The organism is Sabulicella rubraurantiaca, from assembly GCF_017355885.1.
GTDB lineage: Bacteria > Pseudomonadota > Alphaproteobacteria > Acetobacterales > Acetobacteraceae > Roseococcus > Roseococcus rubraurantiacus.
In genome coordinates this window covers 43414-62024 of record NZ_JAFEUU010000007.1, presented here as the reverse complement: position 1 = coordinate 62024, position 18611 = coordinate 43414, and the positions used below count along the sequence as shown (strand labels likewise).

18 protein-coding genes are annotated in these 18611 nt (G+C 71.2%); 9 read left to right on the top strand and 9 right to left on the bottom strand.

Annotation, left to right across the window (positions count from 1 at the left end; all coding sequences use genetic code 11):
• The first annotated feature begins 2 nt into the window (after positions 1-2).
• Together JTJ31_RS13965 and mmsB are read left to right on the top strand one after the other, a co-directional pair.
• Positions 3-1508 (top strand): alkaline phosphatase D family protein, encoded by a 1506-nt coding sequence (locus JTJ31_RS13965; RefSeq protein WP_207539331.1) that lies wholly within the window; start codon positions 3-5, stop codon positions 1506-1508.
• A gap of 35 nt (positions 1509-1543) precedes the next feature.
• Complete coding sequence (mmsB, locus tag JTJ31_RS13960) at positions 1544-2416, top strand: 3-hydroxyisobutyrate dehydrogenase (protein WP_207539330.1); 873 nt, start codon at positions 1544-1546, stop codon at positions 2414-2416.
• Here the strand turns inward: mmsB and JTJ31_RS13955 are convergent, their stop codons facing one another.
• On the bottom strand, positions 2417-2965 hold the full coding sequence (locus JTJ31_RS13955; protein ID WP_207539329.1) for a carboxymuconolactone decarboxylase family protein: 549 nt from the start codon (positions 2963-2965) through the stop codon (positions 2417-2419).
• A gap of 56 nt (positions 2966-3021) precedes the next feature.
• Between JTJ31_RS13955 and JTJ31_RS13950 the strand changes: the two genes are divergently transcribed.
• Positions 3022-4575: a sulfatase-like hydrolase/transferase gene (locus JTJ31_RS13950; RefSeq protein ID WP_207539328.1), complete on the top strand. Its 1554-nt coding sequence runs from the start codon at positions 3022-3024 to the stop codon at positions 4573-4575.
• A gap of 7 nt (positions 4576-4582) precedes the next feature.
• Here JTJ31_RS13950 and JTJ31_RS13945 read toward each other — a convergent pair whose 3' ends face one another.
• Positions 4583-5077, bottom strand: coding sequence for a flavin reductase (locus tag JTJ31_RS13945; protein WP_207539327.1), 495 nt, complete (start codon positions 5075-5077; stop codon positions 4583-4585).
• Positions 5078-5249: 172 nt separating this feature from the next.
• Between JTJ31_RS13945 and JTJ31_RS13940 the strand changes: the two genes are divergently transcribed.
• Positions 5250-5951, top strand: a complete 702-nt coding sequence (locus JTJ31_RS13940) for a dienelactone hydrolase family protein (protein WP_207539326.1) — start codon at positions 5250-5252, stop codon at positions 5949-5951.
• A gap of 12 nt (positions 5952-5963) precedes the next feature.
• On the opposite strand, the gene JTJ31_RS13935 is transcribed toward JTJ31_RS13940, so the two are convergent.
• Positions 5964-6791, bottom strand: coding sequence for an EipB family protein (locus tag JTJ31_RS13935; protein ID WP_236020196.1), 828 nt, complete (start codon positions 6789-6791; stop codon positions 5964-5966).
• 47 nt (positions 6792-6838) lie between these two features.
• The gene (gene aspS, locus JTJ31_RS13930) at positions 6839-8632 is read right to left on the bottom strand and encodes an aspartate--tRNA ligase (RefSeq protein ID WP_207539325.1); all 1794 of its coding nucleotides are present in this window, start codon (positions 8630-8632) and stop codon (positions 6839-6841) included.
• A gap of 98 nt (positions 8633-8730) precedes the next feature.
• On the opposite strand from aspS, the gene rnd reads away from it, so the two are divergent.
• Positions 8731-9885 (top strand): ribonuclease D, encoded by a 1155-nt coding sequence (gene rnd / locus JTJ31_RS13925; protein WP_207539324.1) that lies wholly within the window; start codon positions 8731-8733, stop codon positions 9883-9885.
• A 1-nt stretch (position 9886) separates the two neighbouring features.
• On the opposite strand, the gene JTJ31_RS13920 is transcribed toward rnd, so the two are convergent.
• The 4 genes from JTJ31_RS13920 to JTJ31_RS13905 form a co-directional block, all read right to left on the bottom strand.
• On the bottom strand, positions 9887-10369 hold the full coding sequence (locus tag JTJ31_RS13920; protein WP_207539323.1) for an RNA pyrophosphohydrolase: 483 nt from the start codon (positions 10367-10369) through the stop codon (positions 9887-9889).
• Positions 10366-11394, bottom strand: a complete 1029-nt coding sequence (locus JTJ31_RS13915; RefSeq protein WP_207539322.1) for a divergent polysaccharide deacetylase family protein — start codon at positions 11392-11394, stop codon at positions 10366-10368. The genes JTJ31_RS13920 and JTJ31_RS13915 overlap by 4 nt, the downstream gene beginning before the upstream one ends.
• A gap of 9 nt (positions 11395-11403) precedes the next feature.
• Positions 11404-12786, bottom strand: coding sequence for a S41 family peptidase (locus tag JTJ31_RS13910; RefSeq protein ID WP_207539321.1), 1383 nt, complete (start codon positions 12784-12786; stop codon positions 11404-11406).
• Positions 12787-12941: 155 nt separating this feature from the next.
• Positions 12942-14120, bottom strand: a complete 1179-nt coding sequence (locus JTJ31_RS13905) for a murein hydrolase activator EnvC family protein (RefSeq protein WP_207539320.1) — start codon at positions 14118-14120, stop codon at positions 12942-12944.
• Positions 14121-14208: 88 nt separating this feature from the next.
• On the opposite strand from JTJ31_RS13905, the gene JTJ31_RS13900 reads away from it, so the two are divergent.
• Genes JTJ31_RS13900 through ybaK form a run of 4 tightly spaced genes read left to right on the top strand, consistent with a single transcriptional unit; the run spans position 14209 to position 16935 of the window.
• Positions 14209-14862 (top strand): glutathione S-transferase, encoded by a 654-nt coding sequence (locus tag JTJ31_RS13900; protein WP_207539319.1) that lies wholly within the window; start codon positions 14209-14211, stop codon positions 14860-14862.
• The gene (locus JTJ31_RS13895; protein WP_207539318.1) at positions 14859-15698 is read left to right on the top strand and encodes a VOC family protein; all 840 of its coding nucleotides are present in this window, start codon (positions 14859-14861) and stop codon (positions 15696-15698) included. The genes JTJ31_RS13900 and JTJ31_RS13895 overlap by 4 nt, the downstream gene beginning before the upstream one ends.
• The gene (locus JTJ31_RS13890) at positions 15698-16471 is read left to right on the top strand and encodes an FkbM family methyltransferase (protein ID WP_207539481.1); all 774 of its coding nucleotides are present in this window, start codon (positions 15698-15700) and stop codon (positions 16469-16471) included. The genes JTJ31_RS13895 and JTJ31_RS13890 overlap by 1 nt, the downstream gene beginning before the upstream one ends.
• Positions 16456-16935 (top strand): Cys-tRNA(Pro) deacylase, encoded by a 480-nt coding sequence (gene ybaK, locus JTJ31_RS13885; protein WP_207539317.1) that lies wholly within the window; start codon positions 16456-16458, stop codon positions 16933-16935. Before JTJ31_RS13890 ends, ybaK begins: the two co-directional genes overlap by 16 nt.
• Here the strand turns inward: ybaK and mdoH are convergent.
• Positions 16925-18580 (bottom strand): glucans biosynthesis glucosyltransferase MdoH, encoded by a 1656-nt coding sequence (gene mdoH / locus JTJ31_RS13880; RefSeq protein ID WP_207539316.1) that lies wholly within the window; start codon positions 18578-18580, stop codon positions 16925-16927. The two genes, ybaK and mdoH, sit on opposite strands and share 11 nt — an antisense overlap.
• Between the last annotated feature and the right edge of the window lie 31 nt (positions 18581-18611).

Below are 18611 nucleotides of genomic sequence, written 5' to 3'. Positions count from 1 at the left end.
CCATGTTGCCGCGCCGATTCCTTCTTGCCCTTCCCGCATTGATGCTGGGCGCGCCCCGTTCCGCCCGGGCTTCGGGACCCCTCTTCACGCTGGGCGTCGCCTCAGGGGAACCGCGACCGGATTCCCTGGTCCTGTGGACGCGCCTCGCGCCCTTGCCGCTGGAGCCCGATGGCGGCATGGGCGCGGCCCCGGTCGAACTGGGTTGGGAGTTGGCAGAAGATGAAGGGTTCCGCCGCATCCACCGCAGCGGTCGCGTCACCGCGACGGTTCAGGATGCCCATTCCGTTCATCTGGAGTTGGACGCACTCCCGCCCGGCCGCTCCTTCTTCTTCCGCTTCCATGCGAATGGCGAGGTGAGCCCGGTGGGACGCACCCGCACCGCCCCCGCACCCGATCATGACGCGCCGGTGCGGTTCCTCGCCGGCGGCTGCCAGAACTGGGAGCACGGTCTCTTCGCCGCCTGGGGCCATGCGGCGCGGGAGGAGGATATCGCCTTCGTCTTCCACTACGGCGATTCCATCTACGAACGTGCGGGCCGCCCGCCCGGCGCGCGCGGAGTGCCGGTGGTGCGGAGCCATCATGGTGGCGAATGCCTGACCCTGGCTGATTACCGCACGCGCCACGCCCAGTACCGCACCGATCCGGACCTCCAGGCGCTGCACGCCGCCCATCCGGTCATCGCCAGCTATGACGATCACGAGGTGGAGAATAACTGGGCCGGCGACCACTCGCAGCAGGATGGGTCCCGCTTCCCCAGGCTGGTGACGCAAGAGGAGTTCGCGCCCAGGCGCGAGGCCGGGCTGCAGGCCTGGTGGGAGCACATGCCTGTCACCCGCGCTGCGCAGGCACGCGCCTACCGCCGCTTCCGCTTCGGTCGCGCCCTGGCGCTGCACGTGCTGGACACGCGCCGCTTCCGCGACGACCAGCCCTGCGGCGATGGGCTGCAAACCCCCTGCCCTGCCGCCTTCAACCCGCAGGCGCAGATCCTCGGAGCGGAGCAGGAGGCTTGGCTGAACGACGGTCTGGCCCGTTCCGATGCGCGCTGGCAGGTGCTGGCGCAGCAGGTCTTCCTGTCGCACCGCATCTTTCCCGGCGACCGCCGCTCCATGGATTCCTGGGATGGCTACCCGGCCGCGCGCGAACGCCTGCTTTCCATGCTGCGCGGGCGGGATTGCGCAGTGCTGACAGGCGACGTGCATCGCGCGTGGGCTGGTGACGTCACGCTGGAACCAGGCGAGGCCCCGGTCGCGGCGGAGTTCGTCGCCACCTCCATCAGCAGCGAGGGCGACGGCAGCGACATGCAGCGCGGCGCGGCCGAGATCCTGTCGCGCACTCCGTGGCTGCGCTTCCATTCGAACCATCGCGGCTACACGCGGCACGAGGCGCGGGGCGACGCGCTTGAGGCACGGTTCATGGCGGTGCCTTTCGTGTCCCGCCCCGGCGCGCCGCTGCTGGAGGCAGGACGCTTCGTCACCCTGCCCGGTCGCCCCGGGGTGGTGCGGGGCTGACGGCGCCGATAGCCTCGCGGGACAGGGAGGAAGAGATGGCACGCATCGGATTCATTGGGCTGGGCAACATGGGCGCGCCGATGGCGCGCAACCTTGCGAAGGCCGGGCACGAGGTGCATGGCTTCGACCTGAGCGAGGCGGCCATGGCAGCGGTCGAATCCGGCGGCGTCCGTCGCGCCGCCTCGGGGGCGGAAGCAGCGCGGGGCGCGGATTTCGTCATCACCATGCTGCCCGCTGGACGTCACGTGCGTGATGCTTGGCTGGGCGACGGCGGCTTGGCCGAGGCGTCGGGGAACGCCATCCGGATCGACTGCTCCACCATCGACGTCGCCACGGCACGCGAGGTCGCCTCGGGCGCGCGGATGCTGGATGCGCCGGTGAGCGGCGGCACGATGGGCGCGGAGAATGCGACACTCACTTTCATGGTTGGCGGCGCCGAGGCGGATTTCGCCGCCGCCCGCCCTATTCTCGAGGCCATGGGCAAGACGATCGTGCATTGCGGCGGGCCGGGCGCCGGGCAGGCGGCGAAGCTGTGCAACAACATGCTGCTCGCCATCAGCATGATCGGCACCTGTGAGGCCTTCGCCCTGGCCGAGAAGCTCGGCCTGTCGCACGAGGCGCTGTTCGAGGTGTCGAGCAAGTCCTCCGGCCAGTGTTGGTCGCTGACCACCTACTGCCCCGTGCCCGGGCCGGTGCCGGGCAGCCCGGCCAATCGCGGCTACACTCCCGGCTTCGCCACCGCGCTGATGTTGAAGGACCTCGGCCTGTCGCAGGAGGCGGCGCGCGAATCGGGGGCGGAGACGCCGCTCGGCGCCGCCGCCCTCGCCCTCTTTGAGCGCTTCGCCAGCGAAGGCGGGGCGGGGCGCGACTTTTCCGGCATCATCGAGATGCTGCGCGGACGACCCTGATCAGCCGAAGGGGTCGGGCTCGCCCGCGGGCAGCGGCACGGCCGCGACGTTCAGCGTGAAGCCGACGGCGGTGTAGTAGCCGCAGGTGGCCAGGAGTTCGGCGCAGCCACGCTCGCCGAACAGGGATTTGGCGCGGTTGAAGGTCGCGTCGGACACGTTGCCCGTGTCGTTCAATTCCCGGGCGAAGGCGTAGACCGCCGCTTCGTCCTCCGCCAGGCCGCTGGGCGTCTGGCCCACGCGGATCGCCTCGGCGATCTCGGGGCGCAGCCCGCCCTCCATCGCGAATTTGTGATGCGCATACCACTCGTAGCGCGCCTTCCACCGCGCGGCGGTGACCAGGATGGCGAGTTCGGAGAGCCGCGCAGGGAAGCTGGTTTCCCAGCGTATGTAGCGCCCCACCGCCTGCATCCGGTCCGCCAGCTCCGGCGCGTGCAGCCAGGCCGGGAACGGCCCCTTCACCCCGGCGCGGGCGCCGCCGGCGATGCGATCCGCCACCTGCTTCTGGTGGTCGGTCATGGTCTCGGGGGTGAGTTCGGTGAAGCGGGGCATGGCGTCGTCCTCCTGGATGATTGGCGCTAGGATTGCCCCATCCGAGGGAAGCGCCAATGGCCGTGCGGAACGTGCTCTTCATCATGTGCGACCAGCTGCGCTGGGACCATCTGGGCTGCGCAGGGCACCCCTTCCTTCGGACGCCCAACATCGATGCGCTGGCGGCGCGCGGCGTGCGCTTCAACCAGGCCTATGTGCAGTCGGGCATTTGTGGCCCGAGCCGGATGAGCTTCTACACCGGCCGCTACGTCGCCTCGCACGGGGCGACGCATAACCGCGTGCCGCTCTCGGTGGGCGAGGTCACGCTGGGCTGGCACCTGCGAGAATCGGGGCGCGCCCTGGCGCTGGCCGGAAAGACGCACATGCTGCCCGACGCGCATGGCATGAAGCGCCTGCTGCTCGATGGGCAGGACGAGCTGGCGGTGCTGCTGCGCGAAGGCTGGTTCACGCTGGTGGACCGCCATGACGGCCACCACGCTGAGACGGACAGCGCCTATGCCCATTGGCTGCGACGCCAGGGCTACGACAGCGCCGACCCTTGGACTGACCACGTCATCGCCGTGACGGCGCCGGATGGCAGCGTCCGGAACGGGTGGAAGATGCGCAACGCCCGCCTGCCCGCCCGCGTGGCGGAGGAGCACAGCGAGACCGCCTACACCACCGACATGGCGCTGCGCTTCATTGAGGAGCAGGGCGAGGAGCCCTGGGTGCTCCATCTTTCCTACGTGAAGCCGCACTGGCCCTACATCGCCCCCGCCCCCTATCACGCGATGTACGGGCCGGAGGAAACCCTGCCCGTCCAGCGCCACAAGGCGGAGCGCGGCCCGGACGCCCACCCCGTGCTGCGCGAATTCCAGGCGGAAGAGGTGGCGAAGAGCTTCCAGCGCGACGACTGCATCGCCGCCGTGCGCCCCACCTATCAGGGGCTGATCGCGCAGCTGGATGCGCATCTCGGCCGCGTCTGGGCCTTGCTGGAGCGGATGGGACGCTGGGAGGACACGCTGGTCGTCTTCACCTCCGACCATGGCGACTACCTGGGCGACCATTGGCTCGGCGAGAAGGAACTGTTCCACGACTGCATCCAGCGCATCCCGATGATCCTCGCCCTGCCCGGCGGCGTGTCAGGGCGCGTGGAGGAGCGCTTCGTGGAGGCGGTCGACATCGCTCCCACCATCCTGAACGCGCTAGGCCTGCCGCCCGCGGAGCACGTGCTGGAAGGCCGCTCCCTGCTGCCGCTGCTGCGTGGCGAGGCGCCTCCGGAATGGCGCGGCTACGCGATCAGCGAGCTGGACTGGACCTTTCGGGGCGCGCGGCGGCGGCTGGGTCTGCCCACCGGCCAGCACCGCGCCTTCATGATCCGTGACCGCGACTGGAAATACGTCCACTGGACGTCCGGCATGCCGGCGCAATTGTTCGACCTGCGCGCCGACACTGAGGAGTTCCACGACCTTGGCCGCGCGCCCGAGCACGAGGCGGTGCGGGCGCGGATGCGCGAGGCGCTGTGGGACTGGGCCAGCCGGCTGAAGTGCCGCACCACACTGACCTGGGCGGAGGCGGAGTTCCGCACCGACCGCCACAAGGCGGCCGGGGTGTTCTACGGCGAGTGGTAGCGGGGGCTCAGCCCTGCGCGCCGATGGCGTGGTAGGCGCGGTCGAAATACACCAGGGCGGGACCCGGATCGCCCTGCCGGATTGCCTCGATCTCTGCGAAGAGGACGCTGTGCGTGCCCTTCACCAGCACCTCGCGGATGCGGCAGTCGAAATTCACCATCGCCCCTTCCAGGACCGGCGCGCCGGTGACGAGGTGGCCCCACTGGCCTGCCTCGAATCGTGCCGTGCCTTCCGCGCCGGTCAGCCCGGCAAAGATCTCCGACAGGTCGCGCTGCGTGGCGGAGAGCGTGTTCACGCACAGCACCATGTTGCGCAGGAACACGGCGTTGGAGGAGGCAGCGCGGTTCAGGCAGACCAGCAGCGTCGGCGGCTGGTCGGTGACGGAGCACACGGCGGAGGCCGTAAATCCGGCCCGCCCGCCCTCGCCATCCGTGGTGACGACATTCACCGCCGCCCCCAGCCGGGCCATGGCATTGCGGAATTCCTGACGGGGGACGGGCATCACTGGGCTCCTTGCGAGGGCGGGGCGCTCCGCAGACTGTCGCGCCTCCGCGCCTCGAGGTCCATCGGCCCCCGCGCCATTTCGCGCGCTGGGCGAGGGCGGCAAGCATTGGCGCGCCGCCCCATCCGCCTTTAGATGGAAGGGAGCGAACCAACCGCCAGGGAGAAACCGCATGCCCGAGATCACGCTGGACGCCGCCGATGGCTCCGGGCGCTTTGCCAGCCATGTCGTCATGCCAAAGGCGACGCCCGCCGGCGCGGTGGTACTGATCCAGGAGATCTTCGGGGTGAACGCCAACATGCGCGCCCTGTGCGACTGGGTGGCCGATATGGGCTTCATCGCCGTGGCGCCCGACCTGTTCTGGCGGCAGGAGCCGGGCGTGCAGCTGGACCCCGACAAGGGCCAGGCGCAGTGGGAGCGCGCCTTTGCGCTGATGAACGGCTTCGACCAGGAAAAGGGCTTGGCCGACATCCAGACCGCCATCAACGCCGTGCGCGGAATGCAGGGCGCCAATGGCAAAGTCGGCACCATGGGATTCTGCCTGGGCGGGCGCATGGCCTTCAAGGCCGCCTGCCACACCGACGCGGATTGCAACGTCAGCTATTACGGCGTCGGGCTCGAGAATTTGCTGGACGAGGCAAAGCAGATCCGCGGCCCCCTGCTGATGCACATCGCCGAGAAGGACAAGTTCGTCCCGCCTGAGGCGCAGGCCAAGATCCTGTCCGGCCTGTCCGGCAACTCCAAGGTCACGGCGCATGTCTATCCGGGCGTGGACCACGCCTTCGCCCGGATGGGCGGCCATGCCTGGGATGCGCGGGCGGCCACCATCGCCAATGGCCGCACCGCCGAGTTCCTGGTGGAATATCTGGTCTGAGGGGGCTGCCCCTCAGCAGGGCGAGGGGACGGCTTCCAGCTCGCCCAGCGTGCCGTTCACGACGAAGTCGCCGAAATCCATCTTCAGGTCATCGGCGACGCCATTGGCGAAGTAGCGCAGGCTGACCTCGTAATCCGGCGTGCCGGCGCCCGTCTGGGAACCAGGGGCGCGGTCGAAGAAGGCGATCCGCATCCGGACGCTGCCCTGGTTCGACAGAGCCGGGAAGGCGGCGTTCGCCTGCCCGTCCTGCCAGGGGCCGGTCATCACCGTGGTGGTGTCCTGCGCACCGTCCGCGCTGGTCCCGTCGAAGAGCGGCACGGCCAGGATGCGCTGTCCGGCCCGCGCCGCGGCCAGGGCACGGATAGTGTGGATCATGGGAAACAGCGTGCCCTGGGGCAGCGCATCCTCGCGCGGCGTCGGGTCGGAATAGCGGATGCGGCCGCCCTCCGGCGTCGCCCGCGCCTCGCCCGACACGCGGGAGGTCACGGCCCCTTCCGTCATCTGCGTGAGCGAGAAGCGAAGCGTCGAACCATCCTTGGCTTCCAGCGTCGAGTAGTCGGAGGAGGTCTCGACCGTATTGCCGTCGCGGTCGGTCAGCACCAGGGAGAAGCGCTGCCGCGCCGCCCAGGCATCACAGGCGTCCACCACCTCGAACAGCATCACACCCCGGGCCTGGGTGACGGAGGAGGTGTCACGCGCCGTGTCCAGGGACAGGCGATAGGCGGCCCGGTGGGCCAGCATGGCCTCATGGCCCGGCTCGGGCGCGGCCCAAGCCTGGGGGGCGGCCGGAAGGGCAAAGGAAAGGGCCGCGGCGGCGGCGAGGAGGGTGCGGCGCATCATGGGGGCAATCTAGGGACTTCCCCGCCCGGCCGCACCCATGCCTTTCCTTACTTTTTCGCAGGCGGCAGGACGACCTTCAGGGAAAGTTCCTTCAGCCGCGCCTCCTCCACCTCGGCCGGGGCGCCCATCATCAGATCCTCGGCCTGCTGGTTCATCGGGAAGAGGATGACCTCGCGGATATTCGGCTCGTCGGCCAGCAGCATGACGATGCGGTCGATGCCCGGCGCGGAGCCACCGTGCGGCGGGGCGCCGTAGCGGAAGGCGTTGAGCATGCCGCCGAATCGCGCCTCCACCACCTCGGCGCCATAGCCGGCGATCTCGAAGGCGCGGAGCATGATGTCCGGCCGGTGGTTGCGGATGGCGCCGGAGGACAGCTCGATGCCGTTGCAGACGATGTCGTACTGATAGGCCTTGATGGAGAGCGGGTCCTGCGTGTTCAGCGCCTCCAGCTCCCCCTGCGGCATGGAGAAGGGGTTGTGGCTGAAGTCGATCTGCCCCGTCTCCTCGTTCAGCTCGTACATCGGGAAGTCGGTCACCCAGCAGAAGCGGTAGGCATCCTTCTCCACCAGCCCCAGCTCGTTGCCGATGCGGGTGCGGGCCTTGCCGGCCAGCTTGGCGGCATCCGCCTCCTTGCCCGCGGCGAAGAACACCGCGTCGCCGTCCTTCAGCCCCATCTGGTCCCGCAGCGCCAGGGCGCGCTCGGCCTCCAGGTTCTTGGCGATGGGGCCGGCCGCGGCGCCATTCTCGAAGGTGATGTAGCCGAGGCCACCCGCACCCTCGCTCCGGGCCCATTCATTGAGCTGGTCGAAGAAGCGGCGTGGCTGCGACCCGGCCCCCGGCGCCGGGATGGCGCGGATGACGCCGCCCGAGGCCGCGATCTTCGCGAAGAGTCCGAAGGACGACCCGGCGAAATGCGAAGTCACGTCGGCGATGCGCAGCGGGTTTCGCAAATCCGGCTTGTCCGAGCCGAATTCCAGCATCGCCTGGTCGAAGGGGATGCGCGGGAAGGGCGCGGGGGTGACGGCGCGCTTCGTGCCGGTCCAGTCGGCGAATTCCTCGAAGACGCCGTGCAGCACCGGCTCGATGGCGGCGAACACGTCCTCCTGCGTCACGAAGCTCATCTCGAAGTCGAGCTGGTAGAACTCGCCCGGCGAGCGGTCGGCGCGGCTCGCCTCGTCGCGGAAGCAGGGGGCGATCTGGAAGTAGCGGTCGAAGCCCGCGACCATGCAGAGCTGCTTGAATTGCTGGGGCGCCTGCGGGAGCGCGTAGAACTTGCCCGGATGCAGCCGCGCCGGCACCAGGAAGTCCCGCGCGCCCTCGGGGCTGCTGGCCGTCAGGATAGGCGTCTGGAACTCGATGAAGCCCTGCTCGATCATGCGTCGCCGGATGGAGGCGATGACGGAGGAGCGCAGCATCAGGTTGCGGTGCGGCTTCTCCCGCCGCAGGTCGAGGAAGCGGTAGCGAAGGCGGAGATCCTCGGGGAACTCGGCCTCGCCCGCCACCTGGATGGGCAGGACCTGCGCCTCGGACTGGACCGAGAGTTCCTTCACCCGCAGCTCGATCGCGCCGGTGGGCAGGCGGTCATTCACCGTCGAGCCCTCGCGCGCCACCACCTCGCCCGTGACCGTGACGACGCTTTCCGGCCGTAGCCGGTCGGCGGCGGCGAAGACCGGCGAGCCGGCCGGGACGACGCATTGCGTGACGCCATGGTGGTCGCGCAGGTCGATGAAGAGCAGCCCGCCATGGTCGCGCTTGCGATGCACCCAGCCGGACAGGCGGGCGGTCGTGCCGGCATCGGCGGCACGGAGCTGGGCGCAATGGTGGGTGCGATAGGCGTGCATCGGGCGTCCTCGGAAACCGGCCCGCATAGGGAGGCCAGGGCCGCGCCTGTCAAGGTGCGGCCTTGCATGGCCGGGGATTGCTGCCAAAAGAGGCCGACATGACCCGCCTCATCACCGACGCGGCCGAACTGGCCGCCCTGTGCGAACGCCTGCGCGCCGAACCCTTCGTGACTGTGGACACGGAGTTCATGCGCGAACGGACCTACTACCCCGAGCTCTGCGTCGTGCAGGTGGCCGGGGAGAAGGAAGTCGCCGTCGTGGACGCCCTGGCCGAGGGCATGGACCTTGCCCCCCTGGGTGACCTCCTGGCCGACCCGGCGGTGATCAAGGTCTTCCACGCCGCGCGGCAGGATGTGGAGATCTTCCTCCTGCGCTTCGGCGCCGTCCCCGCCCCCATCTTCGACACGCAGATCGCCGCCATGGTGGCCGGGTTCGGCGACCAGGCGAGCTATGACAGCCTCGTCCGCTCCCTGGCCGGGCAGTCCATCGACAAGGCGCACCGCTTCTCCGACTGGTCGGCGCGGCCGCTTTCCGAGGCGCAGATTGCCTATGCCGCGGCCGACGTGATCCATCTGCGCGTCGTCTACCGCAAGCTGCGGGAGAAGCTGCTGGCCGAAGGGCGGCTCGACTGGGTCGCGCAGGAGATGGATGCGCTGCTCGACCCTAAGGGTTACGTAACCGAGCCGGAGGAGGCCTGGGAGCGCCTGCGCCCGAAATCCAACAACCGCCGCTTCCTGGCTGTGCTGCGCGCCGCCGCCTCCTGGCGCGAGGCGGAGGCGCAGCGAATCGACATCCCGCGCGGGCGGCTGGTGAAGGACGAATCCCTGGCGGAAGTGGCGGCCAGCGCCCCGGAGACACCAGACCAGCTGGCCCGCATCCGCGGCGTCAGCGAGGGCTTCGCGCGCGGCAAGTCCGGGGCCGGGCTGCTGGCCGCCATCGCCGCCGCCAAGCGCCTGCCCGAGGGGGAGCTGCCTGCCCCGCTGGAAGGCCGTCGCGGCGCCGGGGCCTCGCCCGCGCTCGTCTCCCTGCTGAAGGTGCTGCTGGCAGCGGCAAGCGAGGCGCACAACGTCGCCCCGCGCCTCCTGGCCGATTCCGAGGATCTGGAGCGCCTGGCCTCGGAATCCGAACCCGATCTGCGCTGCTTGTCCGGCTGGCGCCGCGAGGTGTTCGGTGAGGATGCGCTGGCGCTGAAATCCGGCAAGCTGGCCCTGGGCGTGGCGGGGCGTCGGGTGCGGCTGATCCGCACCGCCTGACTTATTCCGCGAAGCGCGCGAAATCCTGGGCCAGCCGCTCGTAGATCGCGCGCTTGAAGGGCACGGCCAGGGCGGGCAGATCCGACAGGGCGGCCCAGCGCCAGGCGTCGAATTCAGGATGCGGGTCGAGGTCCAGGCGGATCTCGTCATCCGTGCCGAGGAAGCGCAGCGCGAACCATTTCTGCTTCTGGCCGCGATACCGCCCGCCCAGCGCCACGCCGATCAGCTCCGCCGGCAGGTCGTAGAGCAGCCATTCCGGGTGCTCGGCCAGGATCTCGGCGTTGCGGGTGCCGATCTCCTCCTCCATCTCGCGCATCACGGCCACGGCGGGGTCCTCACCCTCATCCATGCCGCCCTGGGGCAACTGCCAGCCGCCGGCTGCGCCCTCGGCATTGGGCATGTCGGCCCGGCGGGCGACCAGAACCTGCCCGGCGCGGTTGAACAGCAGGGCGCCCACATTGGGGCGGTAGGGCAGCGCACTCATCGCGAGGCTCCAGGCGAAGGGATGCGGATCAGGACCGAAGGCGGGGCGAGGACGAGGCCACGGCTTTCGAGCCCGCCCGCCCAGCTGGCAATCACCTGAACCGCGACAGGCGAGGCATCGCCTACATAGCCCAGCGCGGCGCCGCGCTCGCGCGCCAGGCGCTCCAGCGCCGCGAGATTCGCCTCGATCTGCGGCCGCGTCGCCGGTTCGTCCACCACGATGTCGACGCTGCGCCCCGGGACGCGTGTGGGCGCGGCGGCGCCGGGGCGGGCGTCGAAGAACAGGAGGCCACGGCCGGCCAGCGCCGCCTGCACCGCGCCGAAGGGTTCGGCCATGGCAGCGAAGCGCTCGCCGCGCATCGGCCCGAGCGCCCCCACCACCCCGGCGTGGCCCGGATAGCGGGCCAGCAGCCATTCGAGGCGCGACAGGTTCTCGCCGAGCGGTAGGCCGGTCAGCAGGCCGCGGTCGCCCGGGTCGCTCAGCATCGGGAAGCCGGCGGATTCCATGGGGAGGGCCAGCAAGGTCTCGAAGCCGCGCTCGCGGGCGCGGTCGATCAGCGGCTCCACGAAGCGGGAATAAGGGCTGAAGGCCAGGGCCACGTCCTGCGGCAGTGCGACGATGGCCTGCTCGGTCAGGCTGGCATTCATGCCCAGCCCGCCGATGATCAGCGCGACGCGGGGCCGGCGATCCCCTCCGTCGAAGGATCGCGCATAGGCCTGCATGGGGGCACGCCCATCGGGGGCGATGCGCGGCAGCGGACCATGGGGCGAGGGCTCCACCAGCGCCGGGTCCACATGCGGCGGCAGCGAACCTAACGGGATGCTTGCCGTTGGGACCGGCTGCGGGGCGGGCTGGGCCGGCGGGGGCGCCGCCTCAGCCTCGGAAGCAGCCTCCGCCACGGGGGTTGGCGATGGTGGGGGCGGACCAAGCCAGGCAAGCGTCGCGGCCGTGAGCGCGAGCGCCAGCAGCACAACCCCCCAGAACCCGGCCAGCGCACGCCAGCCGGGCGAACCCCCTCCCCCCATGCGGCGCGATTAGCGCTGGGCGCGACGCTGCGGGGCAGGCCCCAGGGAGCGGGCCAGGATCAGCGCCTGCTGAAGCTGGAAATCCGTCTCCGGCTTGGTCGGGTCGAGGGCGGGGAAGCCTTCGGGCGGCTGGCGCTGGATGCGATCCAGCAGCGCCTGCGGCAGGTTCAGCGGCGGCGGGGGCGGCGCGGCCTGGGCGGCGTTGTTGCCCTCGTTGCGCAGGGCGCGGCGCAGATCCTGCTCGCGGTCGCGGTCGCGCTGCGCATTGGCCTGCGCGTTGTCCTGGCGCGAGGACTTCACCTCGATGTCCGGCTCGATCCCCGTCGCCTGGATGGAGCGGCCGGAGGGCGTGTAGTAGCGCGCCGTGGTCAGGCGGATGGCCCCGTTGCCCGCACCCAGAGGGATCACAGTCTGAACCGAGCCCTTGCCGAAGGACCGCGTGCCCATCACGATCGCGCGGCGGTGGTCCTGCAGCGCGCCCGCGACGATCTCGGAGGCGGAGGCGGAGCCGCCATTGATCAGCACCACCAGCGGGATGCCGCCGGTGATGTCGCCCGAGCGGGCATTCCAGCGTTGCGCATCCTCGTTGCGGCGGGCGCGGGTGGAAACGATCTCGCCCTGGTCGAGCAGGTCGTCCGTCACCTGCACCGCCTGGTCCAGCAGCCCGCCCGGATTGTTGCGCAGGTCGAGGATGATGGAGCGGAGGTTGGTGCCGGCCTGGTTCCGCAGCGCCTGCACGGCGCGGCGGAGGTTCGTCTCGGTCTGCTCGTTGAAGGAGGTGACGCGGATATAGCCGACGTCGTTGCCCTCCATGCGGAAGCGCACGATCTGCGGCCGAATGACGTCGCGGGTGATGGCGAGTTCCAGCGGCCGCGCCTCGCCCTCGCGGCGCACGGTGAGGCGGATGGAGGTGCCGCGCTCGCCGCGCATCTGCTCCACCGCCTCCTGCAGGGTCAGGCCCTGTGTGGTGTTGCCGTTCAGGTGGGTGATCATGTCGCCGGGGCGGATGCCCGCGCGCGCGGCCGGCGTCTCGTCGATCGGCGAGATCACGCGGATATAGCCGCCTTCCTGCGTCACCTCGATGCCGAGCCCGCCGAACTCGCCGCGCGTCTGCACGCGCATGTCCTCGAAGTTGCGGGGCGACAGGTAGGAGGAGTGCGGGTCGAGGCCCGACAGCATCCCGTTCAGCGCGTTCTCGACCAGCTCGCGGTCCCGCACCGTCTCGACATATTCGGCGCGGACGCGGCCGAACACATCGCCGAACAAGGAGAGGAGGCGATACGTCTCCGCGCGGCTCCCTTCCTGCGCCACCGCGCCGACCATGGGTCCGACGACGATGCCGGCGGCGAATGCCCCGGCGACCGCGAAGGTGACTCCCAGCTTGGACTTCATGCGCACTGCCTTCACCCCGGAGCCCGGCCAAGCCGGGCAAATATGCCGCATCATAGCCCTCTCCGCACCGGCGGGGGAACGGCGGAAATCCCGTATGTAGGGGGAATCCTCGCGCCGGCCACTCTTTCCAAAGCGTGAAGCTCGGAGATTTCCCTTCAGCCGCCACGCAGGAAGGGGCGCGGGTCCACCGCCTCGCCCCGCCGGCGCAGCTCAACATAGAGGGTCGGGCGGCCTTCCCGCGCCATCACCCCCACCGGCTCGCCGGAGCGGATGCGGCGGCCCATGGCCACGTCCAGCCGGTCCATCCCGGCCAGGACGAGATGCACCCCGCCCCCGCAATCCACGATCACCAGCCGCCCGAAGGAGCGGAACGGCCCGGCGAAGGCGACCGGGCCGCCGCAGGGCGAGGTCACCCGGGCGCCGGGGGGCGTGGCATAGGTCAGGCCGCGCGCGGGCCCGCCATCGCCCGGCGCCGCGAAGCCGCGCACCAGCGTCCCGGCCACCGGGGCGCCGCCGCTGGCCGGGGCAGGTTCCGGCTCGCGTGCCGCCGGGGGCGCAGGGGTGGCCTGAGGCGGGGCAGCTTGGGGCGGGGCGGCCCGCCGGGCGCGGGCCTCTGCCTGCTCGCGCCGCTGCTCCTCGGCCTCACGCTGCCGCTCGATGCGGGCCAGCGCCTCTTCGATGGAGCGGGCGCGGGCGATCTCCCTCTCGGCGCGGGCCAGGGCCACGCGCTCCGCCGCGGTGCTCGCCCGGATCTGCGCCCGCGCCGCCTCGATCTGCCGGTCCAGCGCGGCGGAGGCGTCGCGCGCTGCCCCCCGCGCCTCCTCCAGCCGCCTCCGCTCCCGCGCACCGGAGGCCGCCTCGCGCGCCGCGCGGGATTCCGCCTCGCGCAGCCGGGCGGAAAGCGAGGCTGCCTCCGCCAGCATGCCGCGCAGCGCTACGAGGGAGAGAGCGACATCGCCCGGTGGCAGCGGCGCCGCGAGAAGCAGCGGCGCGGGCTCGGCCGCGAGGCGCAGCAGCGGCGGCAGGAGCGGCTCCATCTCCCGCGCCAGCTTGGCACCATCCTGACGTGCCTCGGCCTCCGCCGCCTCGGACACGCCGACACGCTCGGTCGCCGCTATCACCTCGGCCTCTAGCGCTTGCAGCCGGGCGGCAGAGGCCGTGCGCTCGGCGGCGAGCCGCTCGGCCAGGATCTCGGCCGCGCGGGCCAAGTCGGCCTCGCGCGCCGCCGCCTCCCGCGCGGCCTCGGCGGCGCGGCGCGCAGCTTCCGCATCGCCCTGCGCGCGGGCCGGCGCGGCGAGGAAGAGCGGCACGAGAAGAAGAACCCACGGCGTCACGCGGCACACCGAATCACGGATGGAGCCAGGCTGCCAGACTTGCCGAGCCCTGCCATAAGGTGCGGAGTTCGGACGGAAGGGAGACGCCATGGCCGCAAACCGCCTTTTCCTGGGGACGCGCCGCTATTCCTCCTGGTCGTTGCGCGGCTGGCTCGCCGTGCGGATGGCAGGGCTGGAGGTGGAGGAGGTGGTGATCCCCCTCGCCGGCGGCTCCACCCCCGCGGTCAAGGGCGCCTCGCCCAACGGGATGGTGCCTTACCTGGAGCATCGCGGCCTGCGCATCTGGGATTCGCTCGCCATCGGCGAATATTGCGCCGAGATCGCGCCGGGACTGTGGCCTGCCGATGCCGGGCGCCGCGCCTGGGCACGCGCCGTGGCAGCGGAGATGCATTCGGGCTTCCGTGAGCTGCGAATGGCCATGCCGATGAATTTGGGCGGGCATTTCCCCGGGCGCGGCCGCACCGAGGGGAGCCTCGCCGACATCGCGCGGATCGAGGCGCTCTGGGCGGAATGCCTCGCCGCGCATGGCGGGCCCTTCCTGTTCGGGACTGATCTCACCCTGGCCGATGCCTTCTATGCCCCGGTCTGCGCCCGCTTCATCACCTGGGAGCCGGAGCTTTCGGCGACGAGCCGCGCCTATGTCGCCGCGGTGCGGGCGCATCCCCTGGTGGACCAATGGTACCGTGATGCCATGGCGGAGCCGATGGAATGGCGCCTGCCGAAATTCGAGGATCCCGCATGAGCGCCATTTCCCTCGACCATGTCGGCGTCTGCGCGCGCGACCCTGGTCCACTCCACGCCGCCTATGAGCGGCTGGGCTTCACCCTGACACCCGTGGCACGGCAATCGGGCGGCAACCCGCCCGTGCCCCTCGCCACCGGCAATCGCTGCGCCTTCCTTCGCGAGGGCTACCTGGAGTTCCTGGCGATCTTCGAGCCGGGCCTGCCCGATAACGGGCTGGGCCGCATGCTCGACCGCTACGAGGGGATGCACATCCTGGCGCTGGGCATCGAGGATTCCGAGGGCAACCTCCAGCGCCTGCGCGCGGCCGGGCTGGACATCCCCGGCATCGCGCATCTCCAGCGCCCCTGCGACGACCCAGAGGGGCGGTTGGCGAAGTTCGAGCGCCTGCCCTTCCCCGACGCGCCGGAGGGCCGCGTCCAGCTGATCCGCCACCTGACGCCCGAATTGCTGTGGCAGGAGCGCTGGATGAACCACGCCAATGGCGCCGTGGCGCTGGAGGAATGCTTCCTCGTCTCCGCCGCGCCGATGGAGAGCGCGGCACGGCTGTCGCGCCTCGCCGGCCTGCCGCTGGAGCCGCGCCAGGGCGGCGGGGTGCAGATGCGCCTCCGGCAGGGCCGCGTCTCCATCCTCTCGCCCGAGGAAGGCGTGGCGGTGCTGCCGGGCGTGGTGCCGCCGGACCTGCCCTTCCTGGCGGGCTTCGCGGTGCGGACGGGGGATGGCAACGCCTCGGTGCGGCGCCTCCTGGGCGGGATGGGGCTGCGCGAGCTGCCCGACGGCGCGCTGATGGTGCCGCCTGAGGCAGCCGGCGGCACGGCGCTGATCTTCCGCCCGTGATGCCTGGGGCCGCCGCGATCGGGCGCTCGCTGCGCCTGTATCACGACAAGGCGCGGCGGCCCCTTCTCGATGCCTTCTATGCGCGCTTCCTCGGCCCTGGGGACCTTGCCTTCGACCTGGGCGCGCATGTGGGCGACCGCGCCTCGTGCTTCCGCCGTCTGGGCGCGCGCGTGGTGGCGGTGGAGCCGCAGCCCGCGCTGCAACGCGCGCTGCGCCTCCTCTTCCGTGGCGATGACGGCATCACGCGCGTTGCCGCGCTGCTGGCAGCGGAGGAGGGCGAAGGCGTGCTGCGGCTGAACCGCGCCAACCCCACCGTCGCCACGGCCAGCGATGCCTTCATCGCCGCCGCCGCCGGCGCACCGGGCTGGGAGGGCCAGGAATGGGATGCCGCCCTCGCCGTCCCGCGCGTGACGCTGGACGCCCTGATCGCGCGCCACGGAATGCCGCATTTCATGAAGCTGGACGTGGAGGGCTACGAGGCCGAGGCGCTGGCCGGGCTGTCGCAGGCCCCGCACGCTCTGTCCTTCGAGTTCACCACCATCCAGCGCGACGTCGCCCATGCCTCGCTCACCCGCCTCACCGCGCTGGGCTTTCGCCGCTTCAACGCCTCGCTGGGGGAGAGCCTGCGCTGGGAGTTCGGCGAAGCCGTGGACGTGGCGGCGCTGCGTCGCTGGCTGGATGCGTTGCCGGCCACGGCCAATAGCGGCGACATCTATGCCAGCCTGGAGCCGGCGCGGCTGCGGGCGGAGGAGGGTGCATGGCCGGAAAGGTGACGCCCGCGGTGCGCGCGGCCGAGGCGGCGGGGCTGCGCTTCCGCCTGCTTGAGTACGAATATGACCCGTCGACTGAATCGGTCGGCCTCCAGGCCGCTTCCGCGCTAGGCTTGCCGCCCGCCCAGGTCTTCAAGACGCTGGTCGCCGTGCTGGACACGGGCGAGATGGTCTGCGCCGCCATTCCTTCCGATGCGCGGCTGAACCTCAAGGCTCTGGCCACCGCCGCCGGGGCAAAGCGCGCCGAGATGGCCGACCCGGCGAAGGCCGAGCGTGCGACGGGCTACGTGGTGGGCGGCATCAGCCCCTTTGGCCAACGCCGAAAGCTGCGTGCCTTCCTGGACGGAAGCGCCACGCACCACACGGAGATCCTGCTCAATGGCGGGCGGCGCGGCCTGCAGATCGCCGCGGCCCCGGAGGATTGCGCCCGCGCCTTGGGCGCCGTGGTGGCGCCGCTCACGGGCTGATCGCCGCTCGCCCCGCCACCTCCTCCGGCGTCGCGGCGATTCCGCGCCGCGCGAGCCACCGCCCGAAACCGGGTGAGGAGGACAGCACGCAGAACGGGATGGCCAGCAGCAGCCCCCCTGCCCAGACCACCGCGAAGGGCAGCAGGCGCGGCGCAGTCGCGGCCAGGATGGCAAACAGCACCAGCCCTGCCACTTCCTGCGGCCAGAGCAGCCGCGCCGCATCTCTCCACGCCACGCCGCGCGCGGTCCGGTTCTGCGGCAGCCAGGAGGAGCGGCGCCCAAAAGCCAGTGCCAGCAGGAACCGCGTCTTGCTCACCACCGAGACGGGGGCGAGGACGAAGGTGAAGAGGATCTCGGCCAGCGCGCCGAGGAGGCACCGCCCCCGCCCGCCATAGCGTTCTGCCTCCCGCCGCCGCAGCAGCACCTGCGCGTAGCCGGCGAGCTTGGGAGAATAGGCCGCGACCCACCAGGCCAGCATCACAAGGATGAGGTCGCGCCCCGCCACCGCGTCGAAGCCACCCGTCGCGGCGATGCCCAGCGCCAGCAGGAAGGCCAGCGCCCAGAGCGGGGCGCAAAGGAACAGCAGGATGGCCTGCGCCAGCTGCCAGCGCGCCATGAAGCCCAGCCCCGGCCTGCGCAGCAACGCGAGGTACTGCATGTTGCCCGCCGCCCAGCGCTCATCCCGCGCCAGGAATTCCGGAAGGGCGGGCGGATTGCCTTCCATGGAGCCGCGCTCCTCCGGCCAGCACCAGACCTCCCATCCCGCCTCATGCAGGCGGATCGCTTCCACCTGGTCGTGGCTGAGCAGGACGGAGCCATCGGGCAGGGTTTCCAGCCGCGCGTGCTCGCGGAAGGCGCTGACGCGGAACATCGCGTTGTGGCCCCAGTAGGGCCCCTTCGGCCCCTGCCACCACCCCTGCCCCGTGGCCCAGGCGCGCATCCCCGCGCGCATGCCGAACTGGAAGATCCGCGGAAAGGGCTGCGCCACTGGCCGCCCGACGATGAGCTGCTGCACGAGGCCGATACGCGGGTCGCTCTCCAGCATCGCGGCGAGGCGCAGCACCGCTTCGCCGCTCATTTCCGAATCGGCGTCCAGCACCAGGGCGAAGTCGTAGCTTTCGCCCTCGGCGTCCAGGAAGGACATGACGTTGCCGGCCTTGAACCCCGTGGCCTCCGTCCTCCGGCGCAGGGAGATGCGCGCGGCATCGGGACGCGTGGCGCGGAAGGCGGCGATGGCGCGGTCCTCCGCCGCGCGCAGCACGGGGTCGCGCGTGTCGGAGAGCAGCCAGGCGTCGAAGCCTTCAAGCGGAAGCGCGTCCAGCAGGCGGCCCAGCGCGGGCAGCACCTCCTCCGTCGCCTCGTTGCGCAGGCACAGGGCGATGGCGGTGCGGGAGCGGCGCGGCGCGTTGGACGCGTGGCGGGCAGCAGGCAGAACATGCGCCGGCGGGTCCGACGTGCCGAGCAGGATGGCGAGCCCCAGCAGGGACTGGCCGAGGCTGAGCGCTACCCAGGGCGCGATTCCGGCGAGGCAGAGCAGCAGCGCCGTCCCGGCAGCCCCCGCCGGAACCACGCGCGCCGCCAGCAGCAGCAGAACCAGTGTCGCGAGGAGACCCAGGATCAGGAAGGCGGCACGCCGGGAGGACATGCCACCTTCCTGCACCGGAAAACGCGCGAAC

Coding starts and splice junctions, on each gene's coding strand:
- JTJ31_RS13955 (WP_207539329.1), bottom strand. CDS start 2,965: ATGCCCCGCTTCACCGAACTCACCCCCGAGACCATGACCGACCACCAG.
- mdoH (WP_207539316.1), bottom strand. CDS start 18,580: ATGTCCTCCCGGCGTGCCGCCTTCCTGATCCTGGGTCTCCTCGCGACA.
- JTJ31_RS13940 (WP_207539326.1), top strand. CDS start 5,250: ATGCCCGAGATCACGCTGGACGCCGCCGATGGCTCCGGGCGCTTTGCC.
- JTJ31_RS13910 (WP_207539321.1), bottom strand. CDS start 12,786: ATGAAGTCCAAGCTGGGAGTCACCTTCGCGGTCGCCGGGGCATTCGCC.
- JTJ31_RS13945 (WP_207539327.1), bottom strand. CDS start 5,077: ATGCCCGTCCCCCGTCAGGAATTCCGCAATGCCATGGCCCGGCTGGGG.
- JTJ31_RS13890 (WP_207539481.1), top strand. CDS start 15,698: ATGCCTGGGGCCGCCGCGATCGGGCGCTCGCTGCGCCTGTATCACGAC.
- JTJ31_RS13900 (WP_207539319.1), top strand. CDS start 14,209: ATGGCCGCAAACCGCCTTTTCCTGGGGACGCGCCGCTATTCCTCCTGG.
- JTJ31_RS13915 (WP_207539322.1), bottom strand. CDS start 11,394: ATGGGGGGAGGGGGTTCGCCCGGCTGGCGTGCGCTGGCCGGGTTCTGG.
- JTJ31_RS13950 (WP_207539328.1), top strand. CDS start 3,022: ATGGCCGTGCGGAACGTGCTCTTCATCATGTGCGACCAGCTGCGCTGG.
- rnd (WP_207539324.1), top strand. CDS start 8,731: ATGACCCGCCTCATCACCGACGCGGCCGAACTGGCCGCCCTGTGCGAA.
- JTJ31_RS13895 (WP_207539318.1), top strand. CDS start 14,859: ATGAGCGCCATTTCCCTCGACCATGTCGGCGTCTGCGCGCGCGACCCT.
- ybaK (WP_207539317.1), top strand. CDS start 16,456: ATGGCCGGAAAGGTGACGCCCGCGGTGCGCGCGGCCGAGGCGGCGGGG.
- JTJ31_RS13920 (WP_207539323.1), bottom strand. CDS start 10,369: ATGAGTGCGCTGCCCTACCGCCCCAATGTGGGCGCCCTGCTGTTCAAC.
- mmsB (WP_207539330.1), top strand. CDS start 1,544: ATGGCACGCATCGGATTCATTGGGCTGGGCAACATGGGCGCGCCGATG.
- aspS (WP_207539325.1), bottom strand. CDS start 8,632: ATGCACGCCTATCGCACCCACCATTGCGCCCAGCTCCGTGCCGCCGAT.
- JTJ31_RS13965 (WP_207539331.1), top strand. CDS start 3: ATGTTGCCGCGCCGATTCCTTCTTGCCCTTCCCGCATTGATGCTGGGC.
- JTJ31_RS13935 (WP_236020196.1), bottom strand. CDS start 6,791: ATGATGCGCCGCACCCTCCTCGCCGCCGCCGCGGCCCTTTCCTTTGCC.